This is a genomic window from Streptosporangium sp. NPDC049644, from assembly GCF_040675205.1.
Lineage (GTDB): Bacteria > Actinomycetota > Actinomycetes > Streptosporangiales > Streptosporangiaceae > Streptosporangium > Streptosporangium fukuiense.
Genome location: NZ_JBFAOJ010000041.1, coordinates 48,964 through 74,342, shown reverse-complemented (window position 1 = coordinate 74,342; position 25,379 = coordinate 48,964). Strand labels below are relative to the sequence as shown.

The following is a 25,379-nucleotide window of genomic DNA, read 5'->3' as shown; positions in this document are numbered from 1 at the left end:
CTCCAGGACCCGCGCAAAGAGGTCATGAACATCCGCAACCTCTTCCCCGACAAGATCGCGCTCCGCCTGGATGAGTCCGAGCAGGTGGACATGGTCCTCGGTGATGGCGCTCGGGATCGCGGGGCACTGGCCGATCACATCTCCCCGATCCCCGAGCAAGGGGCAGGCATCGGCTACGTCCGGCTGGAGACCTCGCCCGATCCGATCCGGGTGCGCGCCGCCTACGTCTCCGACAGTGACATCCGCGCAATGGCGCTGGGGGTGACCGCGTGAGGGTCTGCTTCTACGGCACCGACGAGGAAATCACCCGCCTGTGCGAGCGGTCCATCCTGGCCGTCCTGGGAACCCGTCACGCTCAGCCCGTCCTGGCCTTCGAACTGCTCAACATCCGCGTCACCACCGACCCCTACCAGACCACATTCCGGCTGTCGGCCGACCTGTCCGAAGTGGAGAGGGGCGAGCGTGACTGAGCTGGCCTACATCCTCGACGGCCTGCGCTGCTCGGCCTGCCACGCGGTCAACACGCTGTGGCTGGACCTGATCCGCGGCCTGGTCGAGTGCCGCGAATGCGGACAGGGCGCCTTCCTCGACCCCGATGGGGAGGACATGTGAGCAACCCCAACGATCGCGGCCTGTCGCGGGCAGAGCGTCAGAGAATGCCGCTCGCGCTGGATGTCGCGGTGGAGATCGCCAAGCACAACGGCGTGTGCATCCGGCCCGTGGTTCTGCGACGGATGGACACCCATACCGGCCTCACCGAGGACGTCAACGTCCCCTGCGGGGCCACCATGGACACCAAGTGCCCCTCGTGTGCCCGGCGTAACCGCTACCTGCGGATGGCCCAGTGCCGGGAAGGCTGGCACCTGGACGCCGAACCCTCGGCGACTCCGGATGAGCCGAATGAGGAACAGCGCTGGTTGGTGGAGTTCCGCGCCGACATCCAAGCCCAACGCGATGCCGCGGAAAAGGCCGGCGACGACACCGGCGACCTGGACGCGATCCTCACCGGGCTCAATGCCGAAATCAACGAGGCCGGAATGCGGGGCAACCTGCTCGGCCGTACTACAGCCAAGCGCAACCGCTCGACCCGGCGACGTCAAGATGCCCCCGACCTGCCCAAGAAGATCCGGCAGAACACCACGCTCGGGCGGACCTTCACCGGCTCGGACGGGGCCGTCTACCGGCCGTCGCTGTTCGTCACGCTCACCCTTCCCTCGTACGGCAAAATACGGGCAGGGCAAGGCGTGCCCGTCGATCCGGACACCTACGACTACACGCGGGCGGCTCGGGACGCGCTGCACCTCTCCAAGCTCGTCGACCGCTTCGTGCAGAACCTTCGCCGGGTCGCGGGCTATGACGTGCAGTACTTCTCCTCCGTCGAACCTCAAAAGAGGCTTGCTCCGCACCTGCACATGGCAATCCGCGGCACCATGCCACGCGCGGAGGTCAAGGCGATCGCGGCGGCGACCTATCACCAGGTGTGGTGGCCCCCGGTGGATGAGGTCAAGTTCGACGGCGACCACCTGCCGGTGTGGGCTGAGCGCTCCCTACGAGAAGACGGCACCCCCTACCCGGACGGGCAGGATGGCGACTACCTCGACCCGGCCACCGGGGAACTCCTCCCGACCTGGCATGAGGCACTCGACCAGCTCGACACTGACGAGGACGCCGAACCCCTGCACGTGGTCCGCTTCGGTGCTCAAGTCGATGTTCAGGGCGTCCTGTCCGGCACCCCGGATGCCGACCAGTGCATCCGCTACCTGAGCAAGTACCTGACCAAGAGCCTCGGCGACACCCTCGACGCCGACAACCCCGCCCAGCGAGCGCATGCCGCCCGCATGGTCGAAGCACTCCGTTACGAACCCTGCTCCCCGGCCTGCCCGAACTGGCTGCGCTACGGCGTCCAGCCCAAGAACCCCAAGGCAGGCATGGCGCCGGGCCGATGCCGAAGCAAGGCACACAAGCCCGAACACCTCGGCTACGCGGGCCGTCGCGTCCTGGTCTCGCGCAAGTGGTCCAACAAGACCCTGTCCGAGCACAAACGCGACCGCCGCACCTGGGTCATGGAAGCCCTCGGCCTGGCCGACGAGGTCCCCGACCCGCACCGCTACGTCTGGAAACCCGTCCCGGCCGGTGACGGCGACATCCCCTCCCTGGCCCTGCGGCTGCTGCGCATGGTCGCTGAACGCCAACGCTGGCGAGCAACCCTGCTGGCTCTGCAAGAGAAAGCGGTCGGACAAGACCTTTCGGCAATCAGGGAGGCGGCATGACGAATGACCCGGACCTGATGCTTCTCCGCCCCGAGAAGGCGGCAGAGCTTCTCAGCGTCGGCCGGACCACGGTCTACGCGCTGATGCGGTCGGGCGCTCTCCGCTCGGTCCGTATCGGCACCCTTCGCAGGATTCCCCCGACCGCGCTCGTCGAGTTCGTCGCGCATCTGGAAAAGGAGCAAGCAGCATGAGCACCAAGAAGCGTGGCCACAACGAGGACTCGATCTACAAGGACGGCGACCGGTGGCGCGGGGCGATCTCCATCGGATACGGGCCGAACGGGGAGCGCATCCGCAAGAAGGTCTCCGGCAAGACGCGACCCGAGGTCGTCGAGAAGATCCGGAAGATCCGCGAGGGCATCGCCAAGGGTCTTCCGGTCCCTGACGACAAGATCACCGTTGGTGCGTTCCTCGACCGCTGGTTGTCGACGCTCCCCGGTCATATCGCCGATTCGACCTTGGACGACTACGAGGACACGGTGCGGCTTCACCTCAAGCCGGGGCTCGGCAGGCACAAGCTCACCGCGCTGACCGTCGCTCACGTCGATGCCCTGTGGCAGGCCAAGCGGGCGAAGTACAAGCCCAACAGTGTCCGGATCATGCGGGCCGTCCTGCGCAAGGCACTCGGACAAGCTGAACGTGAGGGTCTGGTGGCGCGGAACGTCGCGGCGCTGTCCATGCCTCCCCGGCTCAACACCGACGAGGGCCGTACGCTCACGGTCGACCAGGCGCACAAGCTTCTCGACGAGGTCGCGGAGCATCGAATGGGGACGCTCGTCCTCCTGGCGCTCGTCTTCGGCCTTCGCCGTGGTGAGGCTCTCGGGCTGATGTGGAGCGGCTTCGACCCGGAGGCCAGGACCCTGCGTGTGGCGCACGCGGTGAAGCGGATCAAGAACCGCACCCCCGGCGCGGAACGCAAGACCAAGCTCGTGATCACCGAACTCAAGACCAGGAAGTCACGCCGTACGCTCTGCCTGACGCCCGAGTTGGTCGACGCGCTCAAGCGGCATCGGGCCGCGCACAACGCGGAACGTCTCCAGGCCTGACAGGAGTGGATCGAGCATGGGCTGATCTTCCCCACGATGCTCGGCAATCCGTCCGACCCCGACACCTTCTCTCACCTGTTCTCGAAGCTGGCACAGAAGGCCGGCCTCGGTCACTGGCACCCGCACGAGCTGCGGCACTCCGGAGCCTCGCTCATGCTCGCCCAGGGCACGCCGCTGCACGTCGTCTCCGACGTCCTCGGGCATGCCAGCATCGCGATCACCAAGGATGTCTACGGGCATCTGATGGAGGGGGACAAGCGGGCCGCGTCGGCAGCGATTTCGGGGGCTCTGCTGGGCAGGCACGCGCCTTTGGCTCCCAGGTTGGCTCCCACCGACACCGAAGAGACCGGTTGATCACCACAACGAAAAAGGCCCCTGACGGCGTAATGCCTACTCAGGGGCCTTCTTGCATGTGTGCGGCCGGAGGTACTCGAAACCCCAACCTTCTGATCCGTAGTCAGATGCTCTATCCATTGAGCTACGGCCGCTCGCTGCGTAAGCAAGCATAGCGGGTTTTGTGGGGTGCCTCGAACCGGTTAGCCGATCGGTTCGCGATCGAGGCCCCGCGCCGAGGTCGGGCGGCGCGACAGGCCCTGGATCAGAAGGTCAGGCGGACCGGAGGATCGAGGAGAGGACGCCGGGAAATCGGATCTCCATCTCGGCGAGGCGGAGTTCGTGGCGGCGGAAACTGCCTTCGGGGGTGACGCGGAGGAGCCCGGCCTCACGAATGACCTTCAGGTGGTGAGAGAGGGTCGACATGCTCACCGGGACGTCGAACTGGCCGCAGACCACGCCTCCGGCCTCGGCGAGCTGGCGGACGACCGAGAGCTGGACCTCGTCGGCGAGAGCGTTCAGCATCCCGTGCATCGCCGGGCGGACCGAGGGGACGAGCGTGCACGAGCAGGCCGACACGTTCGGCTCGATCCTGCCGGCCGCGCGGGCCAGGTCGCTGGGCACGGCCTGGCTGGGGCCGCTCCGGCTGGAGCGGGAGGCCGCCCAGGTGCTCGGCATCCCGTACGGGAAGGTGATGCAGGTGGCGTTCGTCCCGCTGACCTACACCGTCGGCACCGATTTCAAGCCCGCGCGCCGGGTGCCGATGGAGGAGGTCACCCACTGGGATCGCTGGTGACGTCCTTGCCGGGGAGCGATCTTCAAACCCGCTGGAATCGCCGGCGACACCACGACCGATGTGCGGGGTCAGCTGCTGGGATCGTCGGCGACGCCGACCTTCTTCGGGAACAACGTGTAGCTCAGCGGCCAGAGCACGGCGATCATGGGGATCTTCAGCGTGCCGACCATGAAGCCGTTCAACGCCGTGGTCCGCGACGGGTCGTCGACGATGAGGATCAGGCCGAACAGCAGGGCGCAGGCGATGCCGTACGCGAGGACGATCCGAAACCAGATTCCCCACTCGTAGCGGGCTCTGGCCATGCCGCCGGGTGGGGGCCGCCACGGCTCGGGGCCGTCGGCGAAGTGGTGGGCGAACTTCGCGTCGGCCCAGGTGATCGTACGGTGGCCGAAGACGACCGAGTAGGCGAGGTAGGCGGCGGCCAGCCCATGGTGCCAGTCCGCCTGGACACCGCCGCGCATGTCGACGACGGAGGCGATGAGAAGGACCACGTCGAGCAGCGGGACCGCCAGCAGCAGCGCAGTGCTGAGCCGACGCATGCCCCACAGGTAACGTGAGGCGAGCCCCAGCCCCAGCAGGATCCAGAATCCGATCTCGCAGCCGACGATGATGGCCAGAATCATGAGTCCACGGTCGCGGATCGGTCGGCCTGGGACATCGTCGCGACTGATGAACCGGTGTACATCCTTCTATGTACCGTCGGTCCTCCCCGCACCGTTCCTGTGAGCCGTATCGGGGTGGTGAGATGAGAGGCATGAGACGAGACGCGCTGTGGGCCGTGGCGTGTTTCGTTGTCGGCCTGCTGCTGCTCGCCGCGGGCGCCTACCAGCACCGATGGGCCGCCGCCCCGCTGTTCGCCGGGCCGCTGGCGATCTCGTGTGCGGGGGTCGCGGTACGGCGGAGCAGGCCGCTGCTGGCGCTCGGGCTGGGAGGGGTGGCCTTCGTCGGCGACTTCGCCATGGGCCCGTCGCTGGGCACGCTCCTGATCGTCACCGACAACCTCTACTCGGGGGTCAGGTACGGTCCCCGCGAGCTGGGCAGGTGGATGCTCGGCATCACCTCGGTGATCGCCGTCGTCGCGGGCGTGGTCGCCGGGGTCCTGTTCAGGCAGTGGGCCGCCGCCACCGTCTTCCTCGTCCAGACGGGCCTGGTCGGGGTGACCCCCGTCCTCACCGCGATGATCATAAGACAGCTGGAGGACCAGGCGGCCTCCGAGCGGGCGCGGGCCGAGCAGGTGGCGCGGCTGGCGGAGCTGGACCGGGCGGCCGCGGTGCAGGCCGAGCGGGCCCGGATGGCACGGGAGTTGCACGACATGATCGCGAACCACTTCAGCGCGATCGCCATCCAGTCCACCGCCGTCCTCTCCCGCCGTGATCTGGACGCGCAGACCGTACGGAAGGTGCTGGAGTCAATCAGGGAGAACAGCGTCGAGGGCATGGGCGAGATGCGCGCCATGATCGGGCTGCTCCGGCAGGACGGCGAGGAGCCGGAGGCGATCCGGCGCCGGGTGGCCGAGGCGGAGGAACTGGCGGAGCGGGCCCGGGAGGCGGGGCTTGACGTGCGGATGCGGGTGGACGGCGATGCCAGGGAACTACCCGCCCCGGTCGATCTGGCCGGTTACCGGATCGTCCAGGAGTCGCTGACCAACGCGCTCAAGCATGGCGGCAAGGCCGCCGACGTGGTGATCGGCTATCTGCCGGGACTGGTCACGCTGACCGTGGACAACCCGGTGGGCGAAGCGGGGCGGGGGCTGCCCGGCGCGGGCGCGGGGCTCATCGGCATGCGGGAGCGCACGAACCTCGTCGGCGGCGTCTTCGAGGCCGGACCGCATGATGACGGCTGGCGTGTCCGCGCCGAGTTGCCCACTCTGGAGAACACGTGACCATCCGGGTCCTCGTCGCTGACGATCACGCGGCGGTCCGCGCCGGGATCGTCCTCATCCTCGACGGTCACGACGACATCGAGGTCGTCGGCCAGGCCGCCAACGGCGAGCAGGCCGTCGCGATGGCCTCCGAGCTCCGTCCGGACGTGGTGCTGATGGACATCCGGATGCCGAAGCTCGACGGGATCTCCGCGACGCGCGCGCTGAGCGGGATCGCCGACGTGCTGATCCTGACCACCTTCGACATCGACGAGTACGTCTTCGGGGCGCTGCGGGCCGGAGCCGCCGGGTTCCTGTTGAAGAACACCGACGCCGACGCCCTGGTGGACGCGGTGCGGGTGGTGGCCAGGGGCGACGGGCTCATCGCGCCCTCGGTCACCCGGCGGCTGATCTCGGCCTTCGGCGCGTCGGTCCCCGCGCGCAGACCGTACGAGATCGGCGGCCTCACCCCGCGCGAGCGCGAGGTGCTGGCCTGCATCGGCCGGGGCCTGTCGAACGTGGAGATCGCCGCGGCGCTGGACATGGCGGAGGCGACGACGAAGACCCACGTCAGCCGGTTGCTGAACAAGCTGGGTCTCCGCAGTCGCGTCCAGGCCGCGATCCTGGCCCAGGAACTCTCCACGGAGAGGTGACACTCAGGGGCTCTCCGCCGGGACGTACAGCGAGAGGGTCTCCGCGACGCAGGCGGGCCTGGGCTTGCCCTCGACCTCCACGGTCAACCGCATGTTCGACAGGTAGCCCGAGGGGGTGCCCTTGAGGTCGACGAGTTCGGCACCGGCACGGACCCGCGCGCCGACCGGGATCGGCGAGGGGAAACGGACCTTGTTGAGCCCGTAGTTGATGCCCATGGCCAGGCCGCCCACCTGGAACAGTTCCACCATGAACGAGGGCAGCAGCGCCAGGCTCAGGTACCCGTGGGCGATGGTGCCGCCGAACGGCCCCTGCTCCGCCTTCGCCACGTCCACGTGGATCCACTGGTGGTCACCGGTCGCGTCGGCGAACAGGTTGACCTGTTCCTGGGTGATCTCACGCCACTCGGTGTAGCCGAGATGCTCTCCGACGGCGGTCTTGAGCTCGGTGATGTTGGCAAAAATCCTCATGTCTGGAACTTTATTCCGCTCAGGGGGCGGCGAGAAGCTCCAAGCACATCAACTGTTTTCGCTGTACGGCCCGCGGCACAACATCGGCCGTTCATCCTGGTTCCCTAGCGTGCCCGCCATGAGACGACGTATGACGATCACCATCGGCGCGGCCGTACTGGCACTGGCGGTGTCCGCACCGGCGGTGGCCGACCCCGGACAGTCCGGTTCCGACAGGTCCGGCCGCTCCGAGTTCGGGCGTGCCACCCTGACCGGGTTCGCCTCCCTGCCCGCGCTGACCTTCGTACCCGGCAGCGAGCCGTCGGGGGCGCAGCTCGGCACGGCCCCGGTCAACGGAGTGACCCCGCCGTTCCCCGGACAGCCGGTGCAGGGCTTCAGCGGCATCGTGCGGCGGCAGGACGGCACCTTCGACGTGCTGTCGGACAACGGCTACGGCGGCAAGGCCAACAGCGCGGACTTCCTGCTGCGGGTGCACCGGGTGAAGCCCGACTTCAAGCGCGGCAAGGTCGCGGTACTCGGCGGATTCGACCTGAGCGACCCCGACGGTCACGTCGGCTGGGCGCTGACCCGGGCGGACCGGAAGCTGACCGGCGCGGACTTCGACGTGGAGTCGATCGTACGGACCTCCGACGGCACCTACTGGATCGGGGACGAGTTCGGCCCGTTCCTGCTGCACTTCTCCGCCACCGGCAGGCTGCTTGAGGCGCCGATCCCGCTGCCCGGCGTGAAGGCCCCGGAGAACCCGTCCCTGGGCGGCGAGCAACCCAACCTGGGACGGAGCAAGGGCTTCGAGGGCATGGCCCGCTCGGTCGACGGCCGCACGCTGTACCCGCTGCTGGAGGGCACCGTGACCGGTGACGAGGCCGGGACGCTGCGGATGAACGAGTTCGATCTGCGGAAGCGGGCCTACACCGGCAAGCGCTGGACCTACAGGCTGGAGAGCCCCGACAATGCGATCGGCGACATGATCGCGGTCGACCGGCACCGGTTCCTCGTCATCGAGCGCGACAACCTTGAGGGGGACGCGGCCAGGACCAAGCACATCTACCTGGTGGACATCCGCCACGCGGACCTGCGCAAGACCCTCGTCGCCGACCTGCTCGACCTGGCCAACCCGCACGGCCTGGGTGGGTTCGGGGAGACCTTCAGGTTCCCGTTCCAGACCATCGAGGACGTGGTGATCCTCGACGACCGGACCCTGGGCGTGCTCGACGACAACAACTTCCCGTTCTCCGCCGGTCGCACCCCGGGCCGGCCCGACGACAACGAGTTCATCACCGTGCGTCTGTCGCGCCCGCTCCTGGCCGACCCCCGCGTCTACCGGTAACAGCCCGCGGGCCCTCCCTTCCGATCCGGGGAGGGCCTGCCGTTGACACTAATTAACCCATTAACTATCTTTCACGGCATGGAGGACGGCTACTCCCTGCTGGACAGCACCATGCACGCGATGCTCGTGCGGCTCCGCTCGCACAAGCGCCAGCTCGCGACGGGTCTGGAGGAGCTGGGCCTGCGTCTGGGCCAGGGGCTCTACCTGGCTCTGCTCTGGCGTGAGGACGGTCTGTCGCAGAGCGCCCTCGCCGGCCAGGCGCAGGTCTCCGCGGCCAACATCACGCAGGTGCTGTACGGCATGGAGAAGCAGGGGCTGGTGGTGCGGCGGCGCGACGACTCGGACGCCCGGATCCAACGGATCTGGCTGACCGAGGCGGGCAGGGCACTGGAGGATCCGGTCACCGAGATCTGGCGTGCCGCCGAGACCGCCTGGCTCTCCGACCTGACGCCGGCCCAGCGCAGGGCCGTCGAACTCCTGAAGTGATCAAGTAGGACCGAAATCCCTGATACGACCTTGTTCATTTAGTTAACCCATTAAGGAGTTCGCATGGACCTGGGACTGAACGGCCGCACCGTGGTGGTGACCGGCGCCTCGGGTGGCATCGGCAGGGAGATCGCCCGCGGCTACGCGGCGGAGGGATCTCATGTGGTGCTCACCTACCACGGTTCGCGCGACGACGCCGAGGCGGTGGCCAAGGAGATCGGCGAACGCTCCCTGGTGGCCCGGTACGAGCTGGGCGACCCCGACTCGGCCGCCGCTCTGGTGGCCGCCGCCCTGGAGTGGACGGGCCGGATCGACGTACTGGTCAACAACGCCGTGCGCTGGGGCGGGCGCCCTCCGGGGCCAGACAGCGTCTTCGAGAACATCGCCGACGCGGAGTGGACGGAGGTGCTGCGGCGCAACACCGAGGGCGCTGTCCAGCTGACCAGGCTGGTCGCTCCACTCATGCGCGAGCGCCGCTTCGGCAGGCTCGTGCACATCTCGTCCAGCATCGCGGTCGACGGCATGTCCGGCGGCGAGTACTACGGGACGGCCAAAGCGGCATTGCATGGTTTCAGCCGGTCGGTCGCCTTCAGCCTCGGCCGCGACGGCGACATCCTGTCCAACGTCGTCCTGCCGGGCTTCACCAGGACCGCGCGGAACGGGGCGATGACCGAGGCGGTCGGCCACCTGTACAGCGAGCGGGCCCCCATCGGCCGCCTGCTTGAGGCCGCCGAGGTCGCCAACGCGGTCGTCTACCTCGGATCGGCCGCCAACACCGGCATCACCGGGCAGGTCATCTCGGTGACCGGCGGCGCCTGACCTCATCTCGGCCCCCGGGGAATCCGCCTGGAATTCCTCGCAGCCCGCCTCTCATAACGTACGAACAACTACGACAAAACCGTAAATAACAATAGATAAACTCCCATCAGCCTTCACGGCGCCATTTATTTGCTCTGCCTCAACCGTTTCAATGAGCTATCTCACGGTCCGAGGGGTATCTCCTAGCTGCTGCCGCTTATGAGGTAGTGAGGGATATCAGATGTTTTCGGAACCAGAAACGAGATGGGGAAATAACGTGCTTCCTCGAAAGAGCGGACGGACACCGGGGCCGATCTCCGGCAGGCGGGTGGGCGTCCTCGCCATCGCGGCAGTCTCCGGCATCCTCATGACGTCGAACCAGGCACCGGCCAACGCCGCCATCGGGCAGGTCCAGGCGCTCGGCTCGATCTCACAGCTGAATGCCGACAGCACTCTCGACGGCCACCTCTCCCCCTACCCCAACCCCTCCCGCCGGCAGTACCGCGAGGAGAGGCCCTCGGACAGATGGCGGGGCAGGCCACACCGCCACCAGGACCGCCCCTACGACCGCTACCGCGGCCGCCGGGGCGGGAATGACTTCAACGAGAACGCGGGACCCGGGCGCGAGCGCCTCACGCGCTCGGAAAGAATGATGAGGGACCTCCAGAACGACCCGTCATTCCCGGAGATCATCATCCGCGACAAGTAGTCCCTGACACCTGACCGCGACAGGTGGTACGCCACCGAGTGGAACCCGTCCGGTGACGGCACGGCATGACGAGCAGGAGCGGTCACCCACAACAGGAGCAGGAAAGACGTGTGTGTCGTACCGGTTCACACCGGTACGACACACACTGCCGTTTAAAGCGCGAAGTTACATATGGCTATGCCGCCGAACCATGAGAAAATACGTTTTCCAGGAATATATATATAGTTGATCATCAGTATTGAGCCGTCCCGCCCCTCCGCCTCCAATCTCATCACCTTTCCCCATTCATCGGACATCACAAGAGTTCCTATAGAACACTACGACCGAATAATCATCCTAAATCTGACTAAACCGTAGATGAGGTATAGGTTTTTCTGCACAGTACCGCTTATTTGCTCTTCCTCAACTATGCCGGAGCGTTATCCCCATAAGCCCCGGGTATCTCCTGTTCCGTCGTCACTTCCGTGGCTGCACGACGGATAAGGGTATTTTCGAAATTAGTAAAGATATGGGGAAATAACGTGCTTCCTCGTAGGAGCAAGTGGGCGCCAGCCCATTCCGGCAAGCGTGCCGGCGCTTTGGCCGTCGCGGCGATGGCAGGCATCCTCGTGATGTCGTCGAACCAGGTGCCGGCGAGTGCCACCGCCGACAACGCAAGCATTCTGTTCGCGCCTCACGGCGACAACGGGGGTAACGGAGGCAACGGGGGCAAAGCCCGTCTTCAACATTCCGTGCACAACGGTGAGAAGCCCATTCTTCGCCCGTGCCGCTCCTGCGGATGCCGCAGGGGCCGTCGCTGTGGGTGCCCTGGCGGTCGCGGCTGGGGGGATCGAGGCTGGGGTGGGAGTGGGGGTGGCGGCGGTGACCGGGACGATTGCGACCGGGGCGCCAAGCCCGCCTTCGACAGAGATCGCGACCAGGACGATGAGCGCGACGACGAGCGCGACGAACCCAGGGTGATCGATCTGACCACCCCCGGCAGACCTACCGGGCGCCCCACTGCTACCAGTTCCACCAACGCGTCCGAAGGACCGGCAGGACCGGCAGGGCCTCCAGGACCCGCAGGACCTCCAGGCCCCGCAGGACCTCCAGGACCCGCGGGGCCGATGGGACCGGGAGGACCGATGGGACCAGGAGGACCCGCGGGACCTGCAGGACCGATGGGACTAACAGGACCTATGGGACCAGGAGGACCCGCAGGACCGGCGGGACCGGGAGGGCCGAGAGGTGCGACGGGTCCCGCAGGCCCCAGGGGCGCCACGGGCCCGGCGGGACCCGCGGGTGCGACGCCCCTGTCAGGGCCGGCAGGACTCCCAGGACCAGCAGGACCTAGAGGCCCCGCAGGACCTCCGGGCCCGGCAGGACCCAGGGGCGCGACAGGCCCGGCAGGTGCGGCACCCCTGGCAGGGCTCGCCACGCCCCCGTCCAGCGGATGCGTCGGCCTGACCGGCGCCATGGTCGCTCTCCAACCCGTCTGCGCCATCACACCTGCCGGTCTCAGTGGACATGTCTACTCCGCCGTGCCCACCGACCTGAGCGGACATGTCTACTCCGCCGCGCCCATCGGCCTCGCCGGATCTGTCTGCACCACCGGTGCCATGGGCCTCGTCAGCTCGTACGGAGCCGTCGGGTGCGTGTAGCCCGCGGCGAAGAGGCGGGCGTTCACCGGCCAGAGGTCGTGCCCCTGCTCAGCGGGGGCGCGAGCTCCTGGGACCCGTGTGGTGCCCGAGCCAGGTGACAGCGATTCAAAAGGGGTGGGTTGCCGTGCTCGATGTCACTCGTGCGCGGCAACCCGTCCAGCGCCCTCCTCACGGAGGTGAACGCCGGCCGGTTGAAAAGGCTCAGTACGCGAACAACCCGATCGAAGCTGATCACGGTCATCTGAAGCGCCGGCTGAGACCGATGCGCGGCCTACGAACTGACCGGACCGCGAAGCCGTGATCGCCGGCCACGCCTTCGTTCGGAATCTGCGCCGCGCCCACCACGACCTCGGCGTCGACGCCCGTCCCGCGCTGCGGGTCGCCTCGGCGTTCACCGAGCTCGCCGAAGCGATCTGACAGGTAGCCGGCGGGCCTGGCGTCTCCGCCGATCCGGTAACGCAACAGCGCAGGGGGGCGAATCCCTTCGGGCGCGCATCTCCCCAGGTGGCCCGGGTCTCGACTCCAAGATCAAGCCCATCCTTTTCGGTGGACCTCGTGCCGTGCCCGTGCGTCGATGCCCGCCGCGCCGTCGTGAGCCAGGCGCCCACGGCACGCGCCAGGCGGTCGCGCACCCGCGCCCACTCCGGCGGACCCGCACCCTCCTCGCCGTACCGCGCGTCGTGCTCCGCCACCGGATCCGTCACTGGACCAGCCATGCCGACCGACCCTGGTGATGAGTTGTCGCGCCCGTACCCGTCACACCTACGACGGGACACGACGAGGCGGAAGGATGACGTGATGAGTGCGGACACGCGGCTGGAGGAGCTGGGCGGGAGCGGTCTGGGCGAGGTCGACGAGCCGGCGTTCTCGGGGCTGGCAGAGCGGCACCGGCGGGAGCTGCACGTGCACTGCTACCGGATGCTCGGGTCGTTCGAGGACGCCGAGGACACCGTGCAGGAGACGTTCCTCCGTGCCTGGCGGCGGCGGGAGACCTTCGAGGGGCGGTCGACGTTCCGGGCCTGGCTGTACCGGATCGCCACCAACGCCTGCCTGGACCTGCTCGCCAAGTGCCGCCCGGAGCCTGCGACCGGCGGCGAGGTGCTGTGGCTGCAGCCCTACCCGGACCGGCTGCTCGACGAGCCGCCCGCGAGCGACGCGGACGAGCCGGAGACCGTCACCGTCGCGCGGGAGACGATCGAGCTGGCGTATCTGGTCGCGGTCCAGCACCTCGCGCCGCGCCCGCGGGCCGTGCTGATCCTGCGGGACGTGCTCGGCTGGCCGGCGAAGGACGTCGCGGAGCTCCTCGGGGACTCCGTCAACTCCGTGAACAGCGCGCTGCAGCGGGCCCGCGCCGGCATGCGGGAGCACCTGCCCGCCGAGCGGCAGGACTGGACCGGCGGCGAGGAGGACGCCGGGACGCGAGAGCTGGTGCGCCGCTATACCGACGCCAGCGTGGCCACGGACGTCGACGGACTCGCCGCACTGCTGCGGGACGACGTCCGCTGCTCGATGCCGCCCACGCCGGGCCTGTACGTCGGCCGTGACACGGTGGTGAACGAATGGGTCGAGAGCGGCTTCGAGGGCATGAAGCACCTGCGCGCCGTCCTCACCTCCATGAACCGGCAGCCCGCCGTCGCCTTCTACCTCTGGCGGAAGCGGGAGGGCGCGTACCTGCCGCTGACGATCGACGTCCTGCGGGTCACCGACGGGGCGATCACCGAGATCGTCACGTTCCACGACGACCGGTTCCCGCGGCTCGGGCTGCCGGAGCGCCTGCCGGCGGACGGCACGGAGTAGTCCCGGTGCGGACGCTCGCGCTGCGAGGTGGGGCGCGTGTCGCGGTGGTCGCGGCCGAGTGGTGCGGCGCGTTCGGCGTCGTCACCCGCGGGCGGGTGCAGCTGGAGCTGCGCGACGGCGAGCCCGGGCCGGTCCTCCAATGCGACGCCGGGTTCTGGCTCCGGGGCACCGGCGTCCGCGCCCTGCGGAACCCCGGCCGTCGCACGGCGAGGGTGCGCATCGTCACCCCCAGGGCCAGGACCGTCACACGCCGGTCACCGAATGATGGAGGATGACATGAACAGTAGGAATGACACCGAGGTCGTCGCAGGCCCGGCATCGGGCCGGACCAGCCACACCCACCGGCTCCGCGGGCTACACCTCGTCCCTGCGGCGGTGACGATCCCCACCCTGGCGCGGAGCCTCCGCACCCGGACCGATTGACGATCCCGCAACGGGACAACGCGCGGCGCAAGGGCGTGCGTGAGCGCACTGACGTGGCCCCCGGTGCTGCCACCCTCCGCTCCAGGTTCCTTCTCTTGGTCGATTCGAAAGCTGAGTCGCGTGTGCGAAGAGGCACAGGGCACCTTGCGGGACGAAGACCAAACGCCATCCGCTTCCGGGGCGCACCGGGTACCCCGGTCGCGTTCCCCCTGACCGACCCCGCCGTCACGCGCCTCCCACATGGATTCCGCTCCTGTGCGGCGGCTTGAGCCGGGATCTGGCCCTCTCGGTTCGGCGCCAGGCTCAAGCCGTGCCAGGACGCGCTCGCAGCTGAGCCCTGACACCTACGCGTGCCGGAGGCTGCCACACCGTAGCCGACGGGGCAGGGAGTGCTTTCAGGTACGCCCCTGTTCCCGCATCCCGCCATGGCGACACAGATGGAGAGGACGGCAGGAAACACCCGCGGTGGTGTCCAATGTGGCTCCGCCTGATTCGTGGTGCCTCCTCACTCGACAAGCGTCCGGGTCGGCCCTCTATCAAGCGATTCACGAACCACAACGCTGTCACGTTCGGAGCATTCGACCCAGGAACGAGCATCCGGTCCGCGGATTTGTCGGTGGCGCTCTGTAGCGTCGGAGGTCGCCGAACGAGGGGATCGCCCATGGCCACGGTGACGTCACGCGACGGCACGCGGATCGGATTCGAGCAGGCGGGAACAGGGCCGACGCTCGTACTGGTCGACGCGGCAGGCGGGTTCCGCGGCTTCGGTCCCATGAGCTCCCTCGCTGAACACCTTGCTGACAGGTTCACCGTCGTGACCTACGACAGGCGCGGACGCGGCGAGAGTGGTGACACCCCGCCGTACGCGGTGGAACGGGAGGTGGAGGACCTTGCGGCCGTGATCGAGGCGGGCGGAGGATCGGCGTTCGTCCACGGGTTCTCCTCCGGCGCGGTCCTGGCCCTCCTCGGCGCGGCAGCCGGGCTGCCGATCTCGATGCTCTCGCTCCTCGAACCGCCGATCGTCCTCGACCAGCCGCGGGAGGACGATCTCGCAACCGAGATCGACGAGCTCGTCGCCGCAGGTCGCCGGGCCGATGCGGTCGAGCACTTCCATACCGGCATCGGTGTCCCCACCGAGATAACCGCGGAGATGCGCCGGGCCCCCTTTTTCCCGCTGCTGGAGGGCATCGCGCACACGCTCGCCTACGACAGCCGGATAACCACGGCCCTCTCCCACGACGGCCTCCGGTCCGTCACCGTGCCGGCCTTGGTCATCAACAGCGAGTCCAGTGACGACCGCCTGCGTGGCTGGGCCGCGGACGCGGCGACGGCCCTTCCCCGGGGCCGCCACCTGACCCTCAAGGGCGAGTGGCACGGTGTGTCCGACGACGTGCTGGCCCCCGCGCTGGTCGACTTCTTCGGTGGAGCCGTCTGACAAGGCGCGTGCGCTTCCGCTCGGGATCAGGTTGACACTCCACCGAGGTCGTGACCGTCGGTGGAACCGGCCCGCGTCCTGCCGGTGCGACCGGCCGTTTCAGCTCGGAGAATCGACCGGACCCTCGTGTATGGCGGCAAGGACCGCCTGGGCGCACGGGCGGTGAGTCCGTCTGGAGTCACCCGCCGGAACCGGTGGAGGGCACGGGATCTCAGGACCTGGCCGGCACCGCCGTCTGAAAGGCCCTCTCCCGAATCACCCCTGCGCGGCCCGATCGCCCCTGATCAGCAGCACCGTGGCCGTGGCATAGGCGAAGGCCCCGAGGAACGTCTGGGTGAGGAGAGCGGGGAAGTACCACTCCGGTCCGGAACCGAGAACCGGAGGAACGGGTTCATCGGCGGCCCCGCTCACCGCGAAGGGGGTGGCGAACGACACGACCAGCAGCAGGAGCAGCAGGGGGACGCCCGCCATCCCGTGCACCACCAGCAGCGGCGCGCGGATTCCGGTGCGGTGGACGACGGCGGCCAGCATCAGCGCGAGGGCTCCCGCGACGGCGAGGAGCACGGCATACCGCCAGACGGTCCCGGCGGCATGCTCCAGGTAGAACAGTCCCGCGCCCGCGTACTCGCCCGCGGCGGCCCGCGCCTCCTGGTGGGCGAGCCGCTCCGTCTGGCCGATCGCGACGGAACCGAACACCGTGACGAGCACCCCGATCAGCGGCAGCTGCCCCAGCAGCAACGGCACCGCCCTGGGGGCCGGTACGGCCCGCCACCGCACGGCCGCCGACCGGCTGAGCAGGAACACGCTCGTCAGCCAGGCCATGACCGCCGCACCCGGCAGGGCCGTGCGAGCCGGGGCGTACCAGCCGGGCAGCCACGATCTCAGGAGATCGGCGGTCTGCGATGACATGAAGCCGGCCTGGATGCCCGATACCGGATCGGTGGTGAAGGCCACGACGGCCAGGCCGGCCAGGTACGGCGGCGTGAGCAGACCCATGGTGACCAGGCCGGCGGCTGCGGCGCGGCGCGAACCGCACCGCAGCAGAACGGCCGCGGGTACCAGGAGGATCGTCGCGATCAGGAGGAAGCTCGTGGCCCCGCCCACCACGACGCTCTCCCCGTACCGCACAAGCTCGGCCCGCACGTCCTCGGTGATCCGCACGGTGACTGCGGCCCTCTCCGCGACCACCCCGCTCGCGGTGCTGTCCAGCAGGAAGACGGCCAGTCCGAAGACCGCGGCCTGCCCCGGCAGGACGATCGGCCAGGGCCTCCCCGGTGGAACGGTTCCGTTCTCGGACATGGCCGGACGCTCTCAGCCCGGCCATAAGATCCGCGTAACACCCCGCACGACGACTCCGTGGCGCGGCACAGCCGCCTGCTCATCCCGTCCGCCGTCGAACCGCTCTCCTCGGCCATTAAGCGCGCGCCTCCGGACGTGAACCGCCCTCTGGAGCGATGGTAAGGGCTGCCCTCTACCACGGATACGGGAATCATGCCGCACGAAAGATCCCCAGACGCGGGTGGACTGCCCCAGATCGCGTCACTCCTCGCCGGAGAACCGCTCCCACGCGGACTGGCGGGTGATTCCGAGAGCCTCCCCGAGCCTGGCCCAGGTGACGCCGCGCCGGCGTAGTTCCTGTGCCCACGAGCGCAGGTCAGCCTCGGCCTGGTCGATGTGCGCGGCGACGCGTGGAATGTGGCTCAGCATCTCCTCGTCGGTCAGCGACTCCCACATGGGCACGCGCGGTCCTGCGGGGTTTTCGGGGCTACCGTCGATGATCGACGCGGACAGAGCCACGCACTCGTTGCAGATGTACACGCCGGGGCCGGCGACCAGCTTGTCGACCTCGGTGGTCGGCTTGCCGCAGAAGGAACACCGAGCGAGTTCGGTCAGGGTGTCAGGCGTTGGCACAGTGCACTCCTAGGATGTCAGGGCTACCCTGACATCCTAGGTCGTCAGGGTGTTCCTGACAACTATCGGCCGTCGGCGGAGTCACGGGCCGGACGGGATTCCAGACCTGAGAGAGCGAGCGGGCCGACGCGGTGCGAAGCACCCGAAGGGCCTCGAAGAGGTCGGGCCTGTCAGGCGAAGCTCTCGCCCCTGGGCGGCGGTACGGCGGGCGGGCCGATCCCCGCCACCGTTCGGGATCGGCGCCCACACCACACGCCCGGACGGCGGGCGGACCGTGCGGCGACACGCCGCGCCGCCGCCTATCTCGCTGTGGGCGTTTGAGCCAGGAGCCCGACCAGGACGGCGATCACCGCGGTGACCACCGTCCCGATCCCGGTCGGCACCTACAGGTGCCGTCTCACGATCCGCTCCGGGTCCACTTCTGGTTGTTGCCGCCCCAGCAGGAGTAGGTCTGGAGCAGAGTCCCGTTGCCGGTGCCGGAGTTGGCGGCGTCGAGGCACAGACCCGACTGGACGTTCACGATGGAGTTGTCCGAGTTGATGCGCCACTTCTGGTTGTCGCCGCCCCAGCAGGAGTAGATCTGCACCTTGGCACCGTTACCTGTGCCCGCGGCGTCCAGGCACTTGTTGCCGAGAACACGGAACTCCTGGGCGGAGGTGTAGGTCCACTGCTGGTTGGAGCCGGAGTGGCAGTCCCACAACTGGAGTTGGGTGCCGTCGGTGGTCGTGGAGTTCGGCACGTCCACACAACGGCCGGATGCCACGCCCCGGACCTGTCCCGCGCCACCCGGGTCGGGGGAGATGGTCGGGCTCGGCGTGGGCGAGGACGTGGGGTTGGGGCTCGCGTTGTTGAGCGCGTTCAGGACGGAGTTGTAGGCGGCCTTCTTGTTGCCGTTGCCGTCGAAGAGCAGCGGACTGGTGTTCGCGCCCAACCAGGAGTCGCTGTCCCGGACCCCCCACACCGTGATGCCGGTGCAGCGCGGCACGGCCAGACAGTCGTTGACCACGTTGGCGTAGGTGGTGGCCGAACCGCCCTGGATGTCCAGCTCGGTGATCTGCACGTCGACTCCCAGCGCCGCGAAGCTCTGGATGGTCGTGCGGTAGTTGCTGTTGTACGGGCTGTTGCTGTTGAAGTGCGACTGCAGGCCGACGCAGTCGATCGGCACGCCGCGCTGCTTGAAGTCGCGGACCATGTTGTAGACGCCCTGCGTCTTCGCCCAGCTCCAGTTGTCGATGTTGTAGTCGTTGTAGCAGAGCTTCGCGGACGGGTCGGCGGCCCGTGCGGTGCGGAAGGCCACCTCGATCCAGTCGTTCCCGGTTCGCTGGAGGTTGGAGTCACGCCGGCCACCGGAGTTGCCGTCGGCGTAGGCCTCGTTGACGACGTCCCAGGCGTAGATCTTGCCCCGATAGTGGCCCATCACGCCGTTGATGTGGTCGATCATCGCCTGGCGGAGGCTGCTACCGGACAGGGACTGCATCCAGCCCGGCTGCTGGGAGTGCCAGGCCAGCGTGTGGCCCCGTACCCGCTTGCCGTTCTGCACCGCCCAGTTGTAGACGCGGTCACCGTTGCTGAAGCTGAACTGCCCACGGTTGGGTTCCGTGGCGTCGATCTTCATCTCGTTCTCGGCGGTGATCATGTCGAACTCGCGGTTCGCGATCGTGGTGTACTGCGAATCACCGAGCTTGCCCCCGGCGATCGCGGTGCCGAAGTAGCGACCGCTCTGCTGCGCGGCGGCGGCCAGCGTGCTGGCGGCCGCATCCGCGGGAACCGACACCATCAGCGCCGCACCTACGACGCTCACGACACCGGCGCCGATGACCCTGCTGAGGGCACCGAAACCTCGGCGCGCAGATGAGGGTGAAGCCTTCATACCCATGCCTGACTCCATACTGAAATCACGGAAAAAGGGATACACGGGAACCCGGCGAACGACGCCGCACCGAACCGGGGCGCACACCACGATGGCGTCATGACCGGCGGCCCTCACTCGATCACCACATCAGGCAGGACCGACCGCTTCGGAGACTCATTGTGGAAACCCAACCGAAACATGTCAATGCTTGAACGAAATTTTCGGCCACATTACCCCAGCACCGATGCCCTCACCATGAGCCCAGGGCAGCTACGGCGGGACATATACGCCGACTAAATAGGAGAAATTAACCGGCGGCTGCACCTTGAAAATTTCAGCTCAGATCCGCAAGTTACGGACCTGGGGCTGGGACTCACAGGCAGCGGTGCCTTCTCGGCGACTCCGGGCACGGAGGGCCCCCGCCTCTTGACGACATCCGGTCCTGCTGTATTTACTCACCGCCATCACCACCCGAGATGCCGGGATGTCGAAGGGAGGTCGCACCGCAATTTGGTAGCGCTAACGTGGCGTCCCTCCCATGAGGTGCGCGATGTGGTCGGACCTGGGTGGCACCACACTCCCAGGTCACTCCGTGTCCGCCGCTCTGCCTTCGCGCGTGAGGCAGAGCTGCCGACCGACTCCGAAGGATGGCGCTACGGAGAGGGGCCGGATCCCTACCGGGATGAGCCTCCGTCGAATGTCGGCTTCGTCGCGTTTGCCGCCGGCTGTCGCTGCCAGAATGCGACCCTGCAGCCGTCGACGGTCGACCACCGAACGGGGCCGTTTCCGCTGGCACGGAACGGTCAAACCGGCCAGGTACGGGGTCAACAGCCCCGTATCTGATGACGGCACCGCTTCATCAGATGGTGGTGCTGTAGGGAGCCGTCGCGGTGCGAGGCCAAGAATCAGCCTGGCGGGATCGGCATGTCCAGACCGTCGGCGACGCGCTCGAACACCTCGAACGAGGTGCCCCTGACCGCTCCCCTCATGATCACCCTACGATCTCATCGTGGTCTCAGCTCAGCCGGGGAGACGAAACCGGATTCGTAGGCCGTGATGACGGCCTGGGTGCGATCGCGCGCCCCCAGCTTGGCCAGGACGTTGCCGACGTGGGTCTTCACCGTCTCAGCCCCGACGACCAGCTCGGCGGCGATCTCGGTGTTGGATCGGCCGCAGGCCATCAGCCGCAGCACGTCGGCCTCCCGCGCGGTCAGCTTCCCGAGCCCGGGGACGGCACGGGTGGCGGCGTACCGGCTCTGACGGCTCGCGGCGAGCGCGCGGATCGCGGCCGGGAACAGCAGCGATTCCCCGGCGGCGACGATTCGGACGGCCTGGGCCAGGTCGTCGGGCCGGCTGCGCTTGAGCAGGAAGCCGCTGGCCCCCGCGCGCAACGCGTCATATATGTAGTCGTCGTCGTTGAAGGTGGTCACCACGACGACCTTGGGCGGCTGAGGCAGCGCCAGCAGCAGCCGGGTGGCCTGAATGCCGTCCACCGCAGGCATCCGCACGTCCATCAGCACCACGTCGGGCCGCGTCGTCCGAACCACCGGCACCACTGCCGCTCCATCTGCCGCCTCGCCCACCACCTCCAGGTCGGGTTCGGTATCGACGATGATCCGCAGACCGGTCCGGATCAGATCCTCGTCATCGGCGATGACCACACGAATCGGCATGTGTCCGACACTATCCACCACCGTTCAGGGACGGAGTGGCAGCCGTAGCGACACGTGCCACTCTCCACCTGCGGGGCCGGCGTCGAAGTCACCGCCCAGCAGCGTGACCCGCTCGCGCATGCCACCGATGCCGCGCCCACTCCTGCCGGGCACCCGTCCCGCCGGGTTGCACACGTCGAGCTCCAGATGGTCGTCGTGCACGGCCAGCGCCAGCCGTACCGGACCGGTCCCGTGGCGCAGGGCGTTGGTGAGCGACTCCTGGGCGATCCGGTAGACCTCCCGGGAGACCTCGGTGGGCACGGTGTCCAGGTCACCGGTGATCTCAGCGGCGGCGCCGGTCCCGTGTACCAGGCCGTTCAGGTCGGCGAGCGTCCGCGCTGGGGCCGTGGACGACCCGTCTTCCTGCTCGCGCAACACCCCCAGCACCTGGTCCAGCTCCTCCAACGCCGCGCGCGCCGATTCCTCGATCGCCCCCAGCGCGGCCCGGACCGCCACGGGGTCGCGGTCCAGGACCCGGGCGGCCGCCCCGGCCTGCACGGTCACCACACTCAGCGCGTGCCCGATCGAGTCGTGCAGTTCACGGGCCAGGCCGTTGCGGACCGCCTGGCGGCGGACCCGCTCCTCCAGCAGCGCCAGCCGCTGGGCGGGTGAGGGACCTAGCAGCTTCGGCGCCGACCGGGCCAGCAGCGCGCCCACCCCGGCGGTCAGGTAGACGAGCGCGACCAGGAGGGCGACGCCCAGCAGCGGGCCGCCCCACCAGACCGCCCGCAAGGTGGACATGATCCACAGGTCGAACGGGGCACCGGTGACCGGCAGCAGAATCGCCACGACCACGAACGGGACCGTCGCCAGCGTCAGTCCCGCCATCACCCCGCCGACCCCCAGGTGCAGGGTGAACCAGGTGGCGGTGCGCCGCCGCTCACCCCAACTCCGCCTCCCGGACGCCCACTCGGCGGGCAGTGGGTCTATCTCGGCGCCCAGCAGGCTACGCGCCGCCGTCACCTCCAGCGCCCGGACCGGCAGCACCAGCCCGGTCAGTGCCACCAGCGGCAGCACCGCCAGGAAGACCAGCGGCTGGAGCGAGTCGCCTGACGCGGCCGACAACCCGGTCAGGCCACCGATCATGGAACCCACCATCACGTACGGCATCAGCAGCGCTCCGCCGAGGACGAGACAGGCCCACCGCAGATAGGTGGCGCGGCCGACAAGGAGTGACAGCATGCCTTCAATCATCCTCAACCGCGGACACCGCACGGCGGGCGAGTCCAGCGGGCGCGACCCCGCTCGCTCTGCCCAGCCGCCATCCGGCCGTCGCCCAGCACACCCCCCAGAGAAGAAAGAACGGCGACCACAGCAGCAGATCCCAACGTGCCAGGTCGCGCGCCAGCGAGGCGTGCTCGACCGGGGGTGGGCGAACTCCGGTCAACAGCAACACGTCGCCGACGAAGCCGAATCCAAGCACGCCGATCGACCGGACGATCATGAAGACTCCGAGCGTCCCGGTGATCGCGAGCAGCAACCGGCGCGGCGCTCTCGCACCCCAGGGCCTCACGGTGGCCAGCGCGACGATGACACCGACCACTCCGGCACCGGCCAGCAACCAGTGGCTTGCCACGAACAAGGGATCACGTGCGAGCAACTGTTCGCGCAGGTGTGGGGGCAGCGGGTCCTTGTCGGCCAGCGCATTGGCCCCCAGTGCCTGAGCGAGCTTCATCGATCCGTACGCCGCGGCGCACACCGCGGCCCCGTACGCCGCCCAGCCGCGCCCGATCAGCCCGCGACACGTCTCGTCGCCGCCGCGTAGGACCGGGTCATCTCCAGGAACAGTCCGATCACGAGGATGCCGAGGACTCCGTGGTACCACTGCCAGCCCACACCGATGCCGACGAACCCGTCCACGATCATGATCCCCGCGCCGCCGCCAACGGCCAACAACATTCCGACCAGTACGAGCAGCATCAACGTTCTCGGCACCCGATGCCCCAGCGCCGTGACCGTGGCGAGGGCGACGCACGCGCCCAACACGCCGGACGCGGTTGCGAGCCACTGTGCGGTGGCCGCCTCCAAGAAATAGCTTCCAGTCTCGGCAGCCGACACCGGAGGGCCGCCCGGGAACCCGAGCCGGGCCTGCAGAGCAAAAGCGGCCTTCCCCACGGCGTAACCGAGGAACAGCACCGCCACCGCGTACGCCGGCCAGCGTCGCCGGCGATCAGAGGTAACCATGACCACGAGAGTAGAAGCCGCACGTCAAACGTCATTCCCCACGGCGGGGGAGACGCCTCCCCCGAACGAGGGAGCACCAGCAGCCGCGGTCCTGCGGGGTTTTTGGGGCTCCCGTCGATGATCGACGCGGACAGAGCCACGCACTCGTTGCAGATGTACACGCCGGGGCCGGCAACCAGCTTGTCGACCTCGGTGGTCGGCTTGCCGCAGAAGGAACACCGAGCGAGTTCGGTCAGGGTGTCAGGCGTTGGCACAGCACACTCCTAGGATGTCAGGGCAGCCCTGACAACTCGTATGCACGTTGCACCGCTCTGAAGCACCTCGCTGACAACACTCCAGTAGCAGGGCGATGAAGAGTACATGCGGACCGGGTTCGATCCGAACGAACTCCACGTCGAGCTCCTCTTCCAGTCGGTAGCCGCGATCAAGCTGCCCATCTCCATGGACGGCGGCCTTGTCGTCGACATGGCGGACTGCCCTATGGCGAGCGCTGCCCGGAAAGATGCCGGCATCCGCATCAATTCCGGGAGCCCCGTCTTCACGGTCAGGAGTAGTGGCTTCGCTGGCCACGTCGTCGCGGATCACCTATTTCTCCGCGAAGAGCACCGGACGCGATACAGCCCGTTCTCCCTGTTCCAGGGCTACCTCAGCAGCGACTTCAACCGGTGACAACCGATAGCACCCACCTGTCGGATCTTCCCATCCGTCTTGTTCCCCTGAAGGGGCAACAGCTCGGAATCGGTGGGGCTACTTCTGCGCCCAGCCCCACCATTCGTACTCCCTCAGGCCGTCTCGCAACTTCTCCATTACCTCGGTTGAGCTGGCGGAGGCCAGCGCGCTCTCGATGATGCGGGCGGAAGCGGGACTGGCGATCCAGCTCTCCAGCGAACGATGCCAGTCCGTGTCAAGATCCAGCTCATATTGGAACCACCAGACGAGCCACGCCATATGCAGTGCTGCGGCTTCGTCGCCCGCGCTCCCCTCCCAGGCGGTCAGGTAGGTACGGAGGTCGAGGCCGAACTCACCCACGATGATTTTGAGCACCTCCAGGACATCGACGCCGCGCGGATAGTGATGCAGGGTGAACCGCCACCAGGCGTCGACGACGGCCACAAAGGCGTCCTGCTCGTCCTGCGGCCAGCTTCGCCAACGACCGCCGAGCGCGCGCGCGAACGTGTCACCGTAGAAGCCGTCGAGTTCCTCGCTGATCAGGAGCTCCAGCAGGCGGGGAAGGTAGTGCTTGAAATCCCTGATGTCACCCCACGTGGACAGGGCGTTCGCCGCATAGGGCTTCAGGGCCGACGCGGAGAGCGCGCGAAGCGGTGCCACACGTGCCGCCTGGATGCTTTCCGGGGAAACACAGTGATCGCATATGGAGCTGTCTTCCGGAAGCGGGTAGCGAGAAAAGGTCCCGTAGAGGTTCTCCAGCGCCACACCGAGATCAGAATCCGCGTCCATGGGCAGGAGGCTACTTCTCGTCACTCGTGGACGGCATCACGGTTTCCAGGTGGGGCGTGATGGCCGGCGCCGACGTGAAGCGAGGTCTCCCCGTGCCCCGATAGTCGGGCCGTCGGCTTATCCCCCACAGCGGGCCCCGGAAGCCCTATGCCTGCAGCTATATGGGCCTGGACGTTCTCGCCGCAACCCGAACCGCAACTACAGCGCCTTCGGAGATCAAA

The 25,379-nt window shown here is 68.1% G+C and carries 30 protein-coding genes, 1 tRNA gene and 3 pseudogenes; 21 read left to right on the top strand and 13 right to left on the bottom strand.

What is annotated here, in order from left to right; genetic code table 11:
• The 7 genes and pseudogenes from AB0J58_RS23145 to AB0J58_RS23115 form a co-directional block, all read left to right on the top strand.
• A pseudogene (locus AB0J58_RS23145) lies at nt 1–273 on the top strand (cell division protein FtsK); the annotation flags it as partial.
• Nucleotides 270–470 (top strand): hypothetical protein, encoded by a 201-nt coding sequence (locus AB0J58_RS23140; RefSeq protein WP_364218605.1) that lies wholly within the window; start codon nt 270–272, stop codon nt 468–470. The pseudogene AB0J58_RS23145 and the gene AB0J58_RS23140, both read left to right, overlap by 4 nt.
• A complete protein-coding gene (locus AB0J58_RS23135; RefSeq protein WP_364218604.1) occupies nt 463–612 on the top strand; it encodes a hypothetical protein in 150 nt (49 codons plus the stop codon). The genes AB0J58_RS23140 and AB0J58_RS23135 overlap by 8 nt, the downstream gene beginning before the upstream one ends.
• Nucleotides 609–2,270 (top strand): replication initiator, encoded by a 1,662-nt coding sequence (locus AB0J58_RS23130; protein ID WP_364218602.1) that lies wholly within the window; start codon nt 609–611, stop codon nt 2,268–2,270. The genes AB0J58_RS23135 and AB0J58_RS23130 overlap by 4 nt, the downstream gene beginning before the upstream one ends.
• Nucleotides 2,267–2,461 carry a helix-turn-helix domain-containing protein gene (locus tag AB0J58_RS23125; RefSeq protein WP_364218600.1) on the top strand — a complete coding sequence of 65 codons (195 nt, stop codon included), beginning with the start codon at nt 2,267–2,269 and terminating at the stop codon, nt 2,459–2,461. Before AB0J58_RS23130 ends, AB0J58_RS23125 begins: the two co-directional genes overlap by 4 nt.
• Entirely contained in the window at nt 2,458–3,315 is an 858-nt protein-coding gene (locus AB0J58_RS23120; protein ID WP_364218598.1) for a hypothetical protein, read from the top strand. Before AB0J58_RS23125 ends, AB0J58_RS23120 begins: the two co-directional genes overlap by 4 nt.
• A gap of 9 nt (nt 3,316–3,324) precedes the next feature.
• Nucleotides 3,325–3,669 (top strand): tyrosine-type recombinase/integrase, encoded by a 345-nt coding sequence (locus tag AB0J58_RS23115; RefSeq protein ID WP_364218611.1) that lies wholly within the window; start codon nt 3,325–3,327, stop codon nt 3,667–3,669.
• 61 nt (nt 3,670–3,730) lie between these two features.
• On the opposite strand, the gene AB0J58_RS23110 is transcribed toward AB0J58_RS23115, so the two are convergent.
• Both AB0J58_RS23110 and AB0J58_RS23105 read right to left on the bottom strand, forming a co-directional pair.
• Nucleotides 3,731–3,803: transfer RNA gene (locus AB0J58_RS23110), tRNA-Arg, on the bottom strand.
• Nucleotides 3,804–3,921: 118 nt separating this feature from the next.
• Nucleotides 3,922–4,173, bottom strand: a complete 252-nt coding sequence (locus AB0J58_RS23105) for a helix-turn-helix domain-containing protein (RefSeq protein ID WP_364218597.1) — start codon at nt 4,171–4,173, stop codon at nt 3,922–3,924.
• Nucleotides 4,174–4,207: 34 nt separating this feature from the next.
• On the opposite strand from AB0J58_RS23105, the gene AB0J58_RS23100 reads away from it, so the two are divergent.
• Nucleotides 4,208–4,444, top strand: a complete 237-nt coding sequence (locus AB0J58_RS23100) for a hypothetical protein (RefSeq protein WP_364218595.1) — start codon at nt 4,208–4,210, stop codon at nt 4,442–4,444.
• Between the two features lie 68 nt (nt 4,445–4,512).
• On the opposite strand, the gene AB0J58_RS23095 is transcribed toward AB0J58_RS23100, so the two are convergent.
• Nucleotides 4,513–5,067 carry a hypothetical protein gene (locus AB0J58_RS23095; protein WP_364218594.1) on the bottom strand — a complete coding sequence of 185 codons (555 nt, stop codon included), beginning with the start codon at nt 5,065–5,067 and terminating at the stop codon, nt 4,513–4,515.
• Nucleotides 5,068–5,198: 131 nt separating this feature from the next.
• Between AB0J58_RS23095 and AB0J58_RS23090 the strand changes: the two genes are divergently transcribed.
• Complete coding sequence (locus AB0J58_RS23090) at nt 5,199–6,326, top strand: histidine kinase (protein WP_364218592.1); 1,128 nt, start codon at nt 5,199–5,201, stop codon at nt 6,324–6,326.
• Nucleotides 6,323–6,958, top strand: coding sequence for a response regulator transcription factor (locus tag AB0J58_RS23085; RefSeq protein ID WP_364218591.1), 636 nt, complete (start codon nt 6,323–6,325; stop codon nt 6,956–6,958). The genes AB0J58_RS23090 and AB0J58_RS23085 overlap by 4 nt, the downstream gene beginning before the upstream one ends.
• A gap of 3 nt (nt 6,959–6,961) precedes the next feature.
• Here the strand turns inward: AB0J58_RS23085 and AB0J58_RS23080 are convergent, their stop codons facing one another.
• On the bottom strand, nt 6,962–7,426 hold the full coding sequence (locus tag AB0J58_RS23080) for a MaoC family dehydratase (protein ID WP_364218589.1): 465 nt from the start codon (nt 7,424–7,426) through the stop codon (nt 6,962–6,964).
• 118 nt (nt 7,427–7,544) lie between these two features.
• Here AB0J58_RS23080 and AB0J58_RS23075 point away from each other — a divergent pair, with 118 nt between their 5' ends.
• The 10 genes and pseudogenes from AB0J58_RS23075 to AB0J58_RS23030 all read left to right on the top strand — a co-directional run bounded on the left by AB0J58_RS23075 (nt 7,545) and on the right by AB0J58_RS23030 (nt 16,041).
• Nucleotides 7,545–8,753 carry an esterase-like activity of phytase family protein gene (locus AB0J58_RS23075; RefSeq protein WP_364218587.1) on the top strand — a complete coding sequence of 403 codons (1,209 nt, stop codon included), beginning with the start codon at nt 7,545–7,547 and terminating at the stop codon, nt 8,751–8,753.
• A 78-nt stretch (nt 8,754–8,831) separates the two neighbouring features.
• Nucleotides 8,832–9,239 (top strand): MarR family transcriptional regulator, encoded by a 408-nt coding sequence (locus AB0J58_RS23070; protein WP_364218585.1) that lies wholly within the window; start codon nt 8,832–8,834, stop codon nt 9,237–9,239.
• Nucleotides 9,240–9,302: 63 nt separating this feature from the next.
• Nucleotides 9,303–10,058 (top strand): SDR family NAD(P)-dependent oxidoreductase, encoded by a 756-nt coding sequence (locus AB0J58_RS23065; protein WP_364218583.1) that lies wholly within the window; start codon nt 9,303–9,305, stop codon nt 10,056–10,058.
• 256 nt (nt 10,059–10,314) lie between these two features.
• Complete coding sequence (locus AB0J58_RS23060; RefSeq protein ID WP_364218581.1) at nt 10,315–10,746, top strand: hypothetical protein; 432 nt, start codon at nt 10,315–10,317, stop codon at nt 10,744–10,746.
• Nucleotides 10,747–12,200: 1,454 nt separating this feature from the next.
• Nucleotides 12,201–12,386, top strand: a complete 186-nt coding sequence (locus AB0J58_RS23055) for a hypothetical protein (RefSeq protein WP_364218579.1) — start codon at nt 12,201–12,203, stop codon at nt 12,384–12,386.
• Between the two features lie 211 nt (nt 12,387–12,597).
• A pseudogene (locus tag AB0J58_RS23050) lies at nt 12,598–12,803 on the top strand (DDE-type integrase/transposase/recombinase); the annotation flags it as partial.
• Between the two features lie 381 nt (nt 12,804–13,184).
• Nucleotides 13,185–14,183, top strand: a complete 999-nt coding sequence (locus AB0J58_RS23045; RefSeq protein WP_364218578.1) for an RNA polymerase subunit sigma-70 — start codon at nt 13,185–13,187, stop codon at nt 14,181–14,183.
• A gap of 5 nt (nt 14,184–14,188) precedes the next feature.
• Nucleotides 14,189–14,458 carry a hypothetical protein gene (locus tag AB0J58_RS23040; protein WP_364218576.1) on the top strand — a complete coding sequence of 90 codons (270 nt, stop codon included), beginning with the start codon at nt 14,189–14,191 and terminating at the stop codon, nt 14,456–14,458.
• 1 nt (nt 14,459) lies between these two features.
• Complete coding sequence (locus tag AB0J58_RS23035; protein ID WP_364218575.1) at nt 14,460–14,606, top strand: hypothetical protein; 147 nt, start codon at nt 14,460–14,462, stop codon at nt 14,604–14,606.
• A 661-nt stretch (nt 14,607–15,267) separates the two neighbouring features.
• Nucleotides 15,268–16,041 (top strand): alpha/beta fold hydrolase, encoded by a 774-nt coding sequence (locus AB0J58_RS23030; protein WP_364218573.1) that lies wholly within the window; start codon nt 15,268–15,270, stop codon nt 16,039–16,041.
• A gap of 255 nt (nt 16,042–16,296) precedes the next feature.
• Here AB0J58_RS23030 and AB0J58_RS23025 read toward each other — a convergent pair whose 3' ends face one another.
• From AB0J58_RS23025 to AB0J58_RS22990, 8 genes and pseudogenes are all read right to left on the bottom strand, one after another.
• Nucleotides 16,297–17,340: a hypothetical protein gene (locus AB0J58_RS23025; protein ID WP_364218572.1), complete on the bottom strand. Its 1,044-nt coding sequence runs from the start codon at nt 17,338–17,340 to the stop codon at nt 16,297–16,299.
• A 240-nt stretch (nt 17,341–17,580) separates the two neighbouring features.
• Nucleotides 17,581–17,952 carry a ClpX C4-type zinc finger protein gene (locus AB0J58_RS23020; protein WP_364218570.1) on the bottom strand — a complete coding sequence of 124 codons (372 nt, stop codon included), beginning with the start codon at nt 17,950–17,952 and terminating at the stop codon, nt 17,581–17,583.
• 397 nt (nt 17,953–18,349) lie between these two features.
• Nucleotides 18,350–19,753, bottom strand: a complete 1,404-nt coding sequence (locus AB0J58_RS23015) for an endo-1,4-beta-xylanase (protein WP_364218569.1) — start codon at nt 19,751–19,753, stop codon at nt 18,350–18,352.
• 1,055 nt (nt 19,754–20,808) lie between these two features.
• On the bottom strand, nt 20,809–21,477 hold the full coding sequence (locus AB0J58_RS23010; RefSeq protein ID WP_364218567.1) for a response regulator transcription factor: 669 nt from the start codon (nt 21,475–21,477) through the stop codon (nt 20,809–20,811).
• Between the two features lie 24 nt (nt 21,478–21,501).
• Nucleotides 21,502–22,698, bottom strand: coding sequence for a histidine kinase (locus AB0J58_RS23005; RefSeq protein ID WP_364218565.1), 1,197 nt, complete (start codon nt 22,696–22,698; stop codon nt 21,502–21,504).
• A 4-nt stretch (nt 22,699–22,702) separates the two neighbouring features.
• Nucleotides 22,703–23,191 carry a DUF3995 domain-containing protein gene (locus AB0J58_RS23000; RefSeq protein ID WP_364218564.1) on the bottom strand — a complete coding sequence of 163 codons (489 nt, stop codon included), beginning with the start codon at nt 23,189–23,191 and terminating at the stop codon, nt 22,703–22,705.
• 56 nt (nt 23,192–23,247) lie between these two features.
• A complete protein-coding gene (locus AB0J58_RS22995; protein ID WP_364218562.1) occupies nt 23,248–23,700 on the bottom strand; it encodes a hypothetical protein in 453 nt (150 codons plus the stop codon).
• 125 nt (nt 23,701–23,825) lie between these two features.
• Nucleotides 23,826–23,954, bottom strand: a pseudogene (locus AB0J58_RS22990) (ClpX C4-type zinc finger protein); the annotation flags it as partial.
• A 106-nt stretch (nt 23,955–24,060) separates the two neighbouring features.
• On the opposite strand from AB0J58_RS22990, the gene AB0J58_RS22985 reads away from it, so the two are divergent.
• Nucleotides 24,061–24,369 carry a hypothetical protein gene (locus tag AB0J58_RS22985; RefSeq protein ID WP_364218560.1) on the top strand — a complete coding sequence of 103 codons (309 nt, stop codon included), beginning with the start codon at nt 24,061–24,063 and terminating at the stop codon, nt 24,367–24,369.
• 78 nt (nt 24,370–24,447) lie between these two features.
• On the opposite strand, the gene AB0J58_RS22980 is transcribed toward AB0J58_RS22985, so the two are convergent.
• Entirely contained in the window at nt 24,448–25,158 is a 711-nt protein-coding gene (locus AB0J58_RS22980; RefSeq protein ID WP_364218559.1) for a hypothetical protein, read from the bottom strand.
• Nucleotides 25,159–25,379: the final 221 nt, after the last annotated feature.

What these genes read in the sequence shown, in the direction of transcription:
- AB0J58_RS23125 (WP_364218600.1), top strand. Translation starts at nt 2,267, where the DNA reads ATGACGAATGACCCGGACCTGATGCTTCTCCGCCCCGAGAAGGCGGCA.
- AB0J58_RS23120 (WP_364218598.1), top strand. Translation starts at nt 2,458, where the DNA reads ATGAGCACCAAGAAGCGTGGCCACAACGAGGACTCGATCTACAAGGAC.
- AB0J58_RS23105 (WP_364218597.1), bottom strand. Translation starts at nt 4,173, where the DNA reads ATGCTGAACGCTCTCGCCGACGAGGTCCAGCTCTCGGTCGTCCGCCAG.
- AB0J58_RS23095 (WP_364218594.1), bottom strand. Translation starts at nt 5,067, where the DNA reads ATGATTCTGGCCATCATCGTCGGCTGCGAGATCGGATTCTGGATCCTG.
- AB0J58_RS23090 (WP_364218592.1), top strand. Translation starts at nt 5,199, where the DNA reads ATGAGACGAGACGCGCTGTGGGCCGTGGCGTGTTTCGTTGTCGGCCTG.
- AB0J58_RS23080 (WP_364218589.1), bottom strand. Translation starts at nt 7,426, where the DNA reads ATGAGGATTTTTGCCAACATCACCGAGCTCAAGACCGCCGTCGGAGAG.
- AB0J58_RS23075 (WP_364218587.1), top strand. Translation starts at nt 7,545, where the DNA reads ATGAGACGACGTATGACGATCACCATCGGCGCGGCCGTACTGGCACTG.
- AB0J58_RS23070 (WP_364218585.1), top strand. Translation starts at nt 8,832, where the DNA reads ATGGAGGACGGCTACTCCCTGCTGGACAGCACCATGCACGCGATGCTC.
- AB0J58_RS23065 (WP_364218583.1), top strand. Translation starts at nt 9,303, where the DNA reads ATGGACCTGGGACTGAACGGCCGCACCGTGGTGGTGACCGGCGCCTCG.
- AB0J58_RS23055 (WP_364218579.1), top strand. Translation starts at nt 12,201, where the DNA reads ATGGTCGCTCTCCAACCCGTCTGCGCCATCACACCTGCCGGTCTCAGT.
- AB0J58_RS23045 (WP_364218578.1), top strand. Translation starts at nt 13,185, where the DNA reads ATGAGTGCGGACACGCGGCTGGAGGAGCTGGGCGGGAGCGGTCTGGGC.
- AB0J58_RS23035 (WP_364218575.1), top strand. Translation starts at nt 14,460, where the DNA reads ATGAACAGTAGGAATGACACCGAGGTCGTCGCAGGCCCGGCATCGGGC.
- AB0J58_RS23030 (WP_364218573.1), top strand. Translation starts at nt 15,268, where the DNA reads ATGGCCACGGTGACGTCACGCGACGGCACGCGGATCGGATTCGAGCAG.
- AB0J58_RS23025 (WP_364218572.1), bottom strand. Translation starts at nt 17,340, where the DNA reads ATGTCCGAGAACGGAACCGTTCCACCGGGGAGGCCCTGGCCGATCGTC.
- AB0J58_RS23010 (WP_364218567.1), bottom strand. Translation starts at nt 21,477, where the DNA reads ATGCCGATTCGTGTGGTCATCGCCGATGACGAGGATCTGATCCGGACC.
- AB0J58_RS23005 (WP_364218565.1), bottom strand. Translation starts at nt 22,698, where the DNA reads ATGCTGTCACTCCTTGTCGGCCGCGCCACCTATCTGCGGTGGGCCTGT.
- AB0J58_RS23000 (WP_364218564.1), bottom strand. Translation starts at nt 23,191, where the DNA reads ATGAAGCTCGCTCAGGCACTGGGGGCCAATGCGCTGGCCGACAAGGAC.
- AB0J58_RS22995 (WP_364218562.1), bottom strand. Translation starts at nt 23,700, where the DNA reads ATGGTTACCTCTGATCGCCGGCGACGCTGGCCGGCGTACGCGGTGGCG.
- AB0J58_RS22985 (WP_364218560.1), top strand. Translation starts at nt 24,061, where the DNA reads ATGCGGACCGGGTTCGATCCGAACGAACTCCACGTCGAGCTCCTCTTC.
- AB0J58_RS22980 (WP_364218559.1), bottom strand. Translation starts at nt 25,158, where the DNA reads ATGGACGCGGATTCTGATCTCGGTGTGGCGCTGGAGAACCTCTACGGG.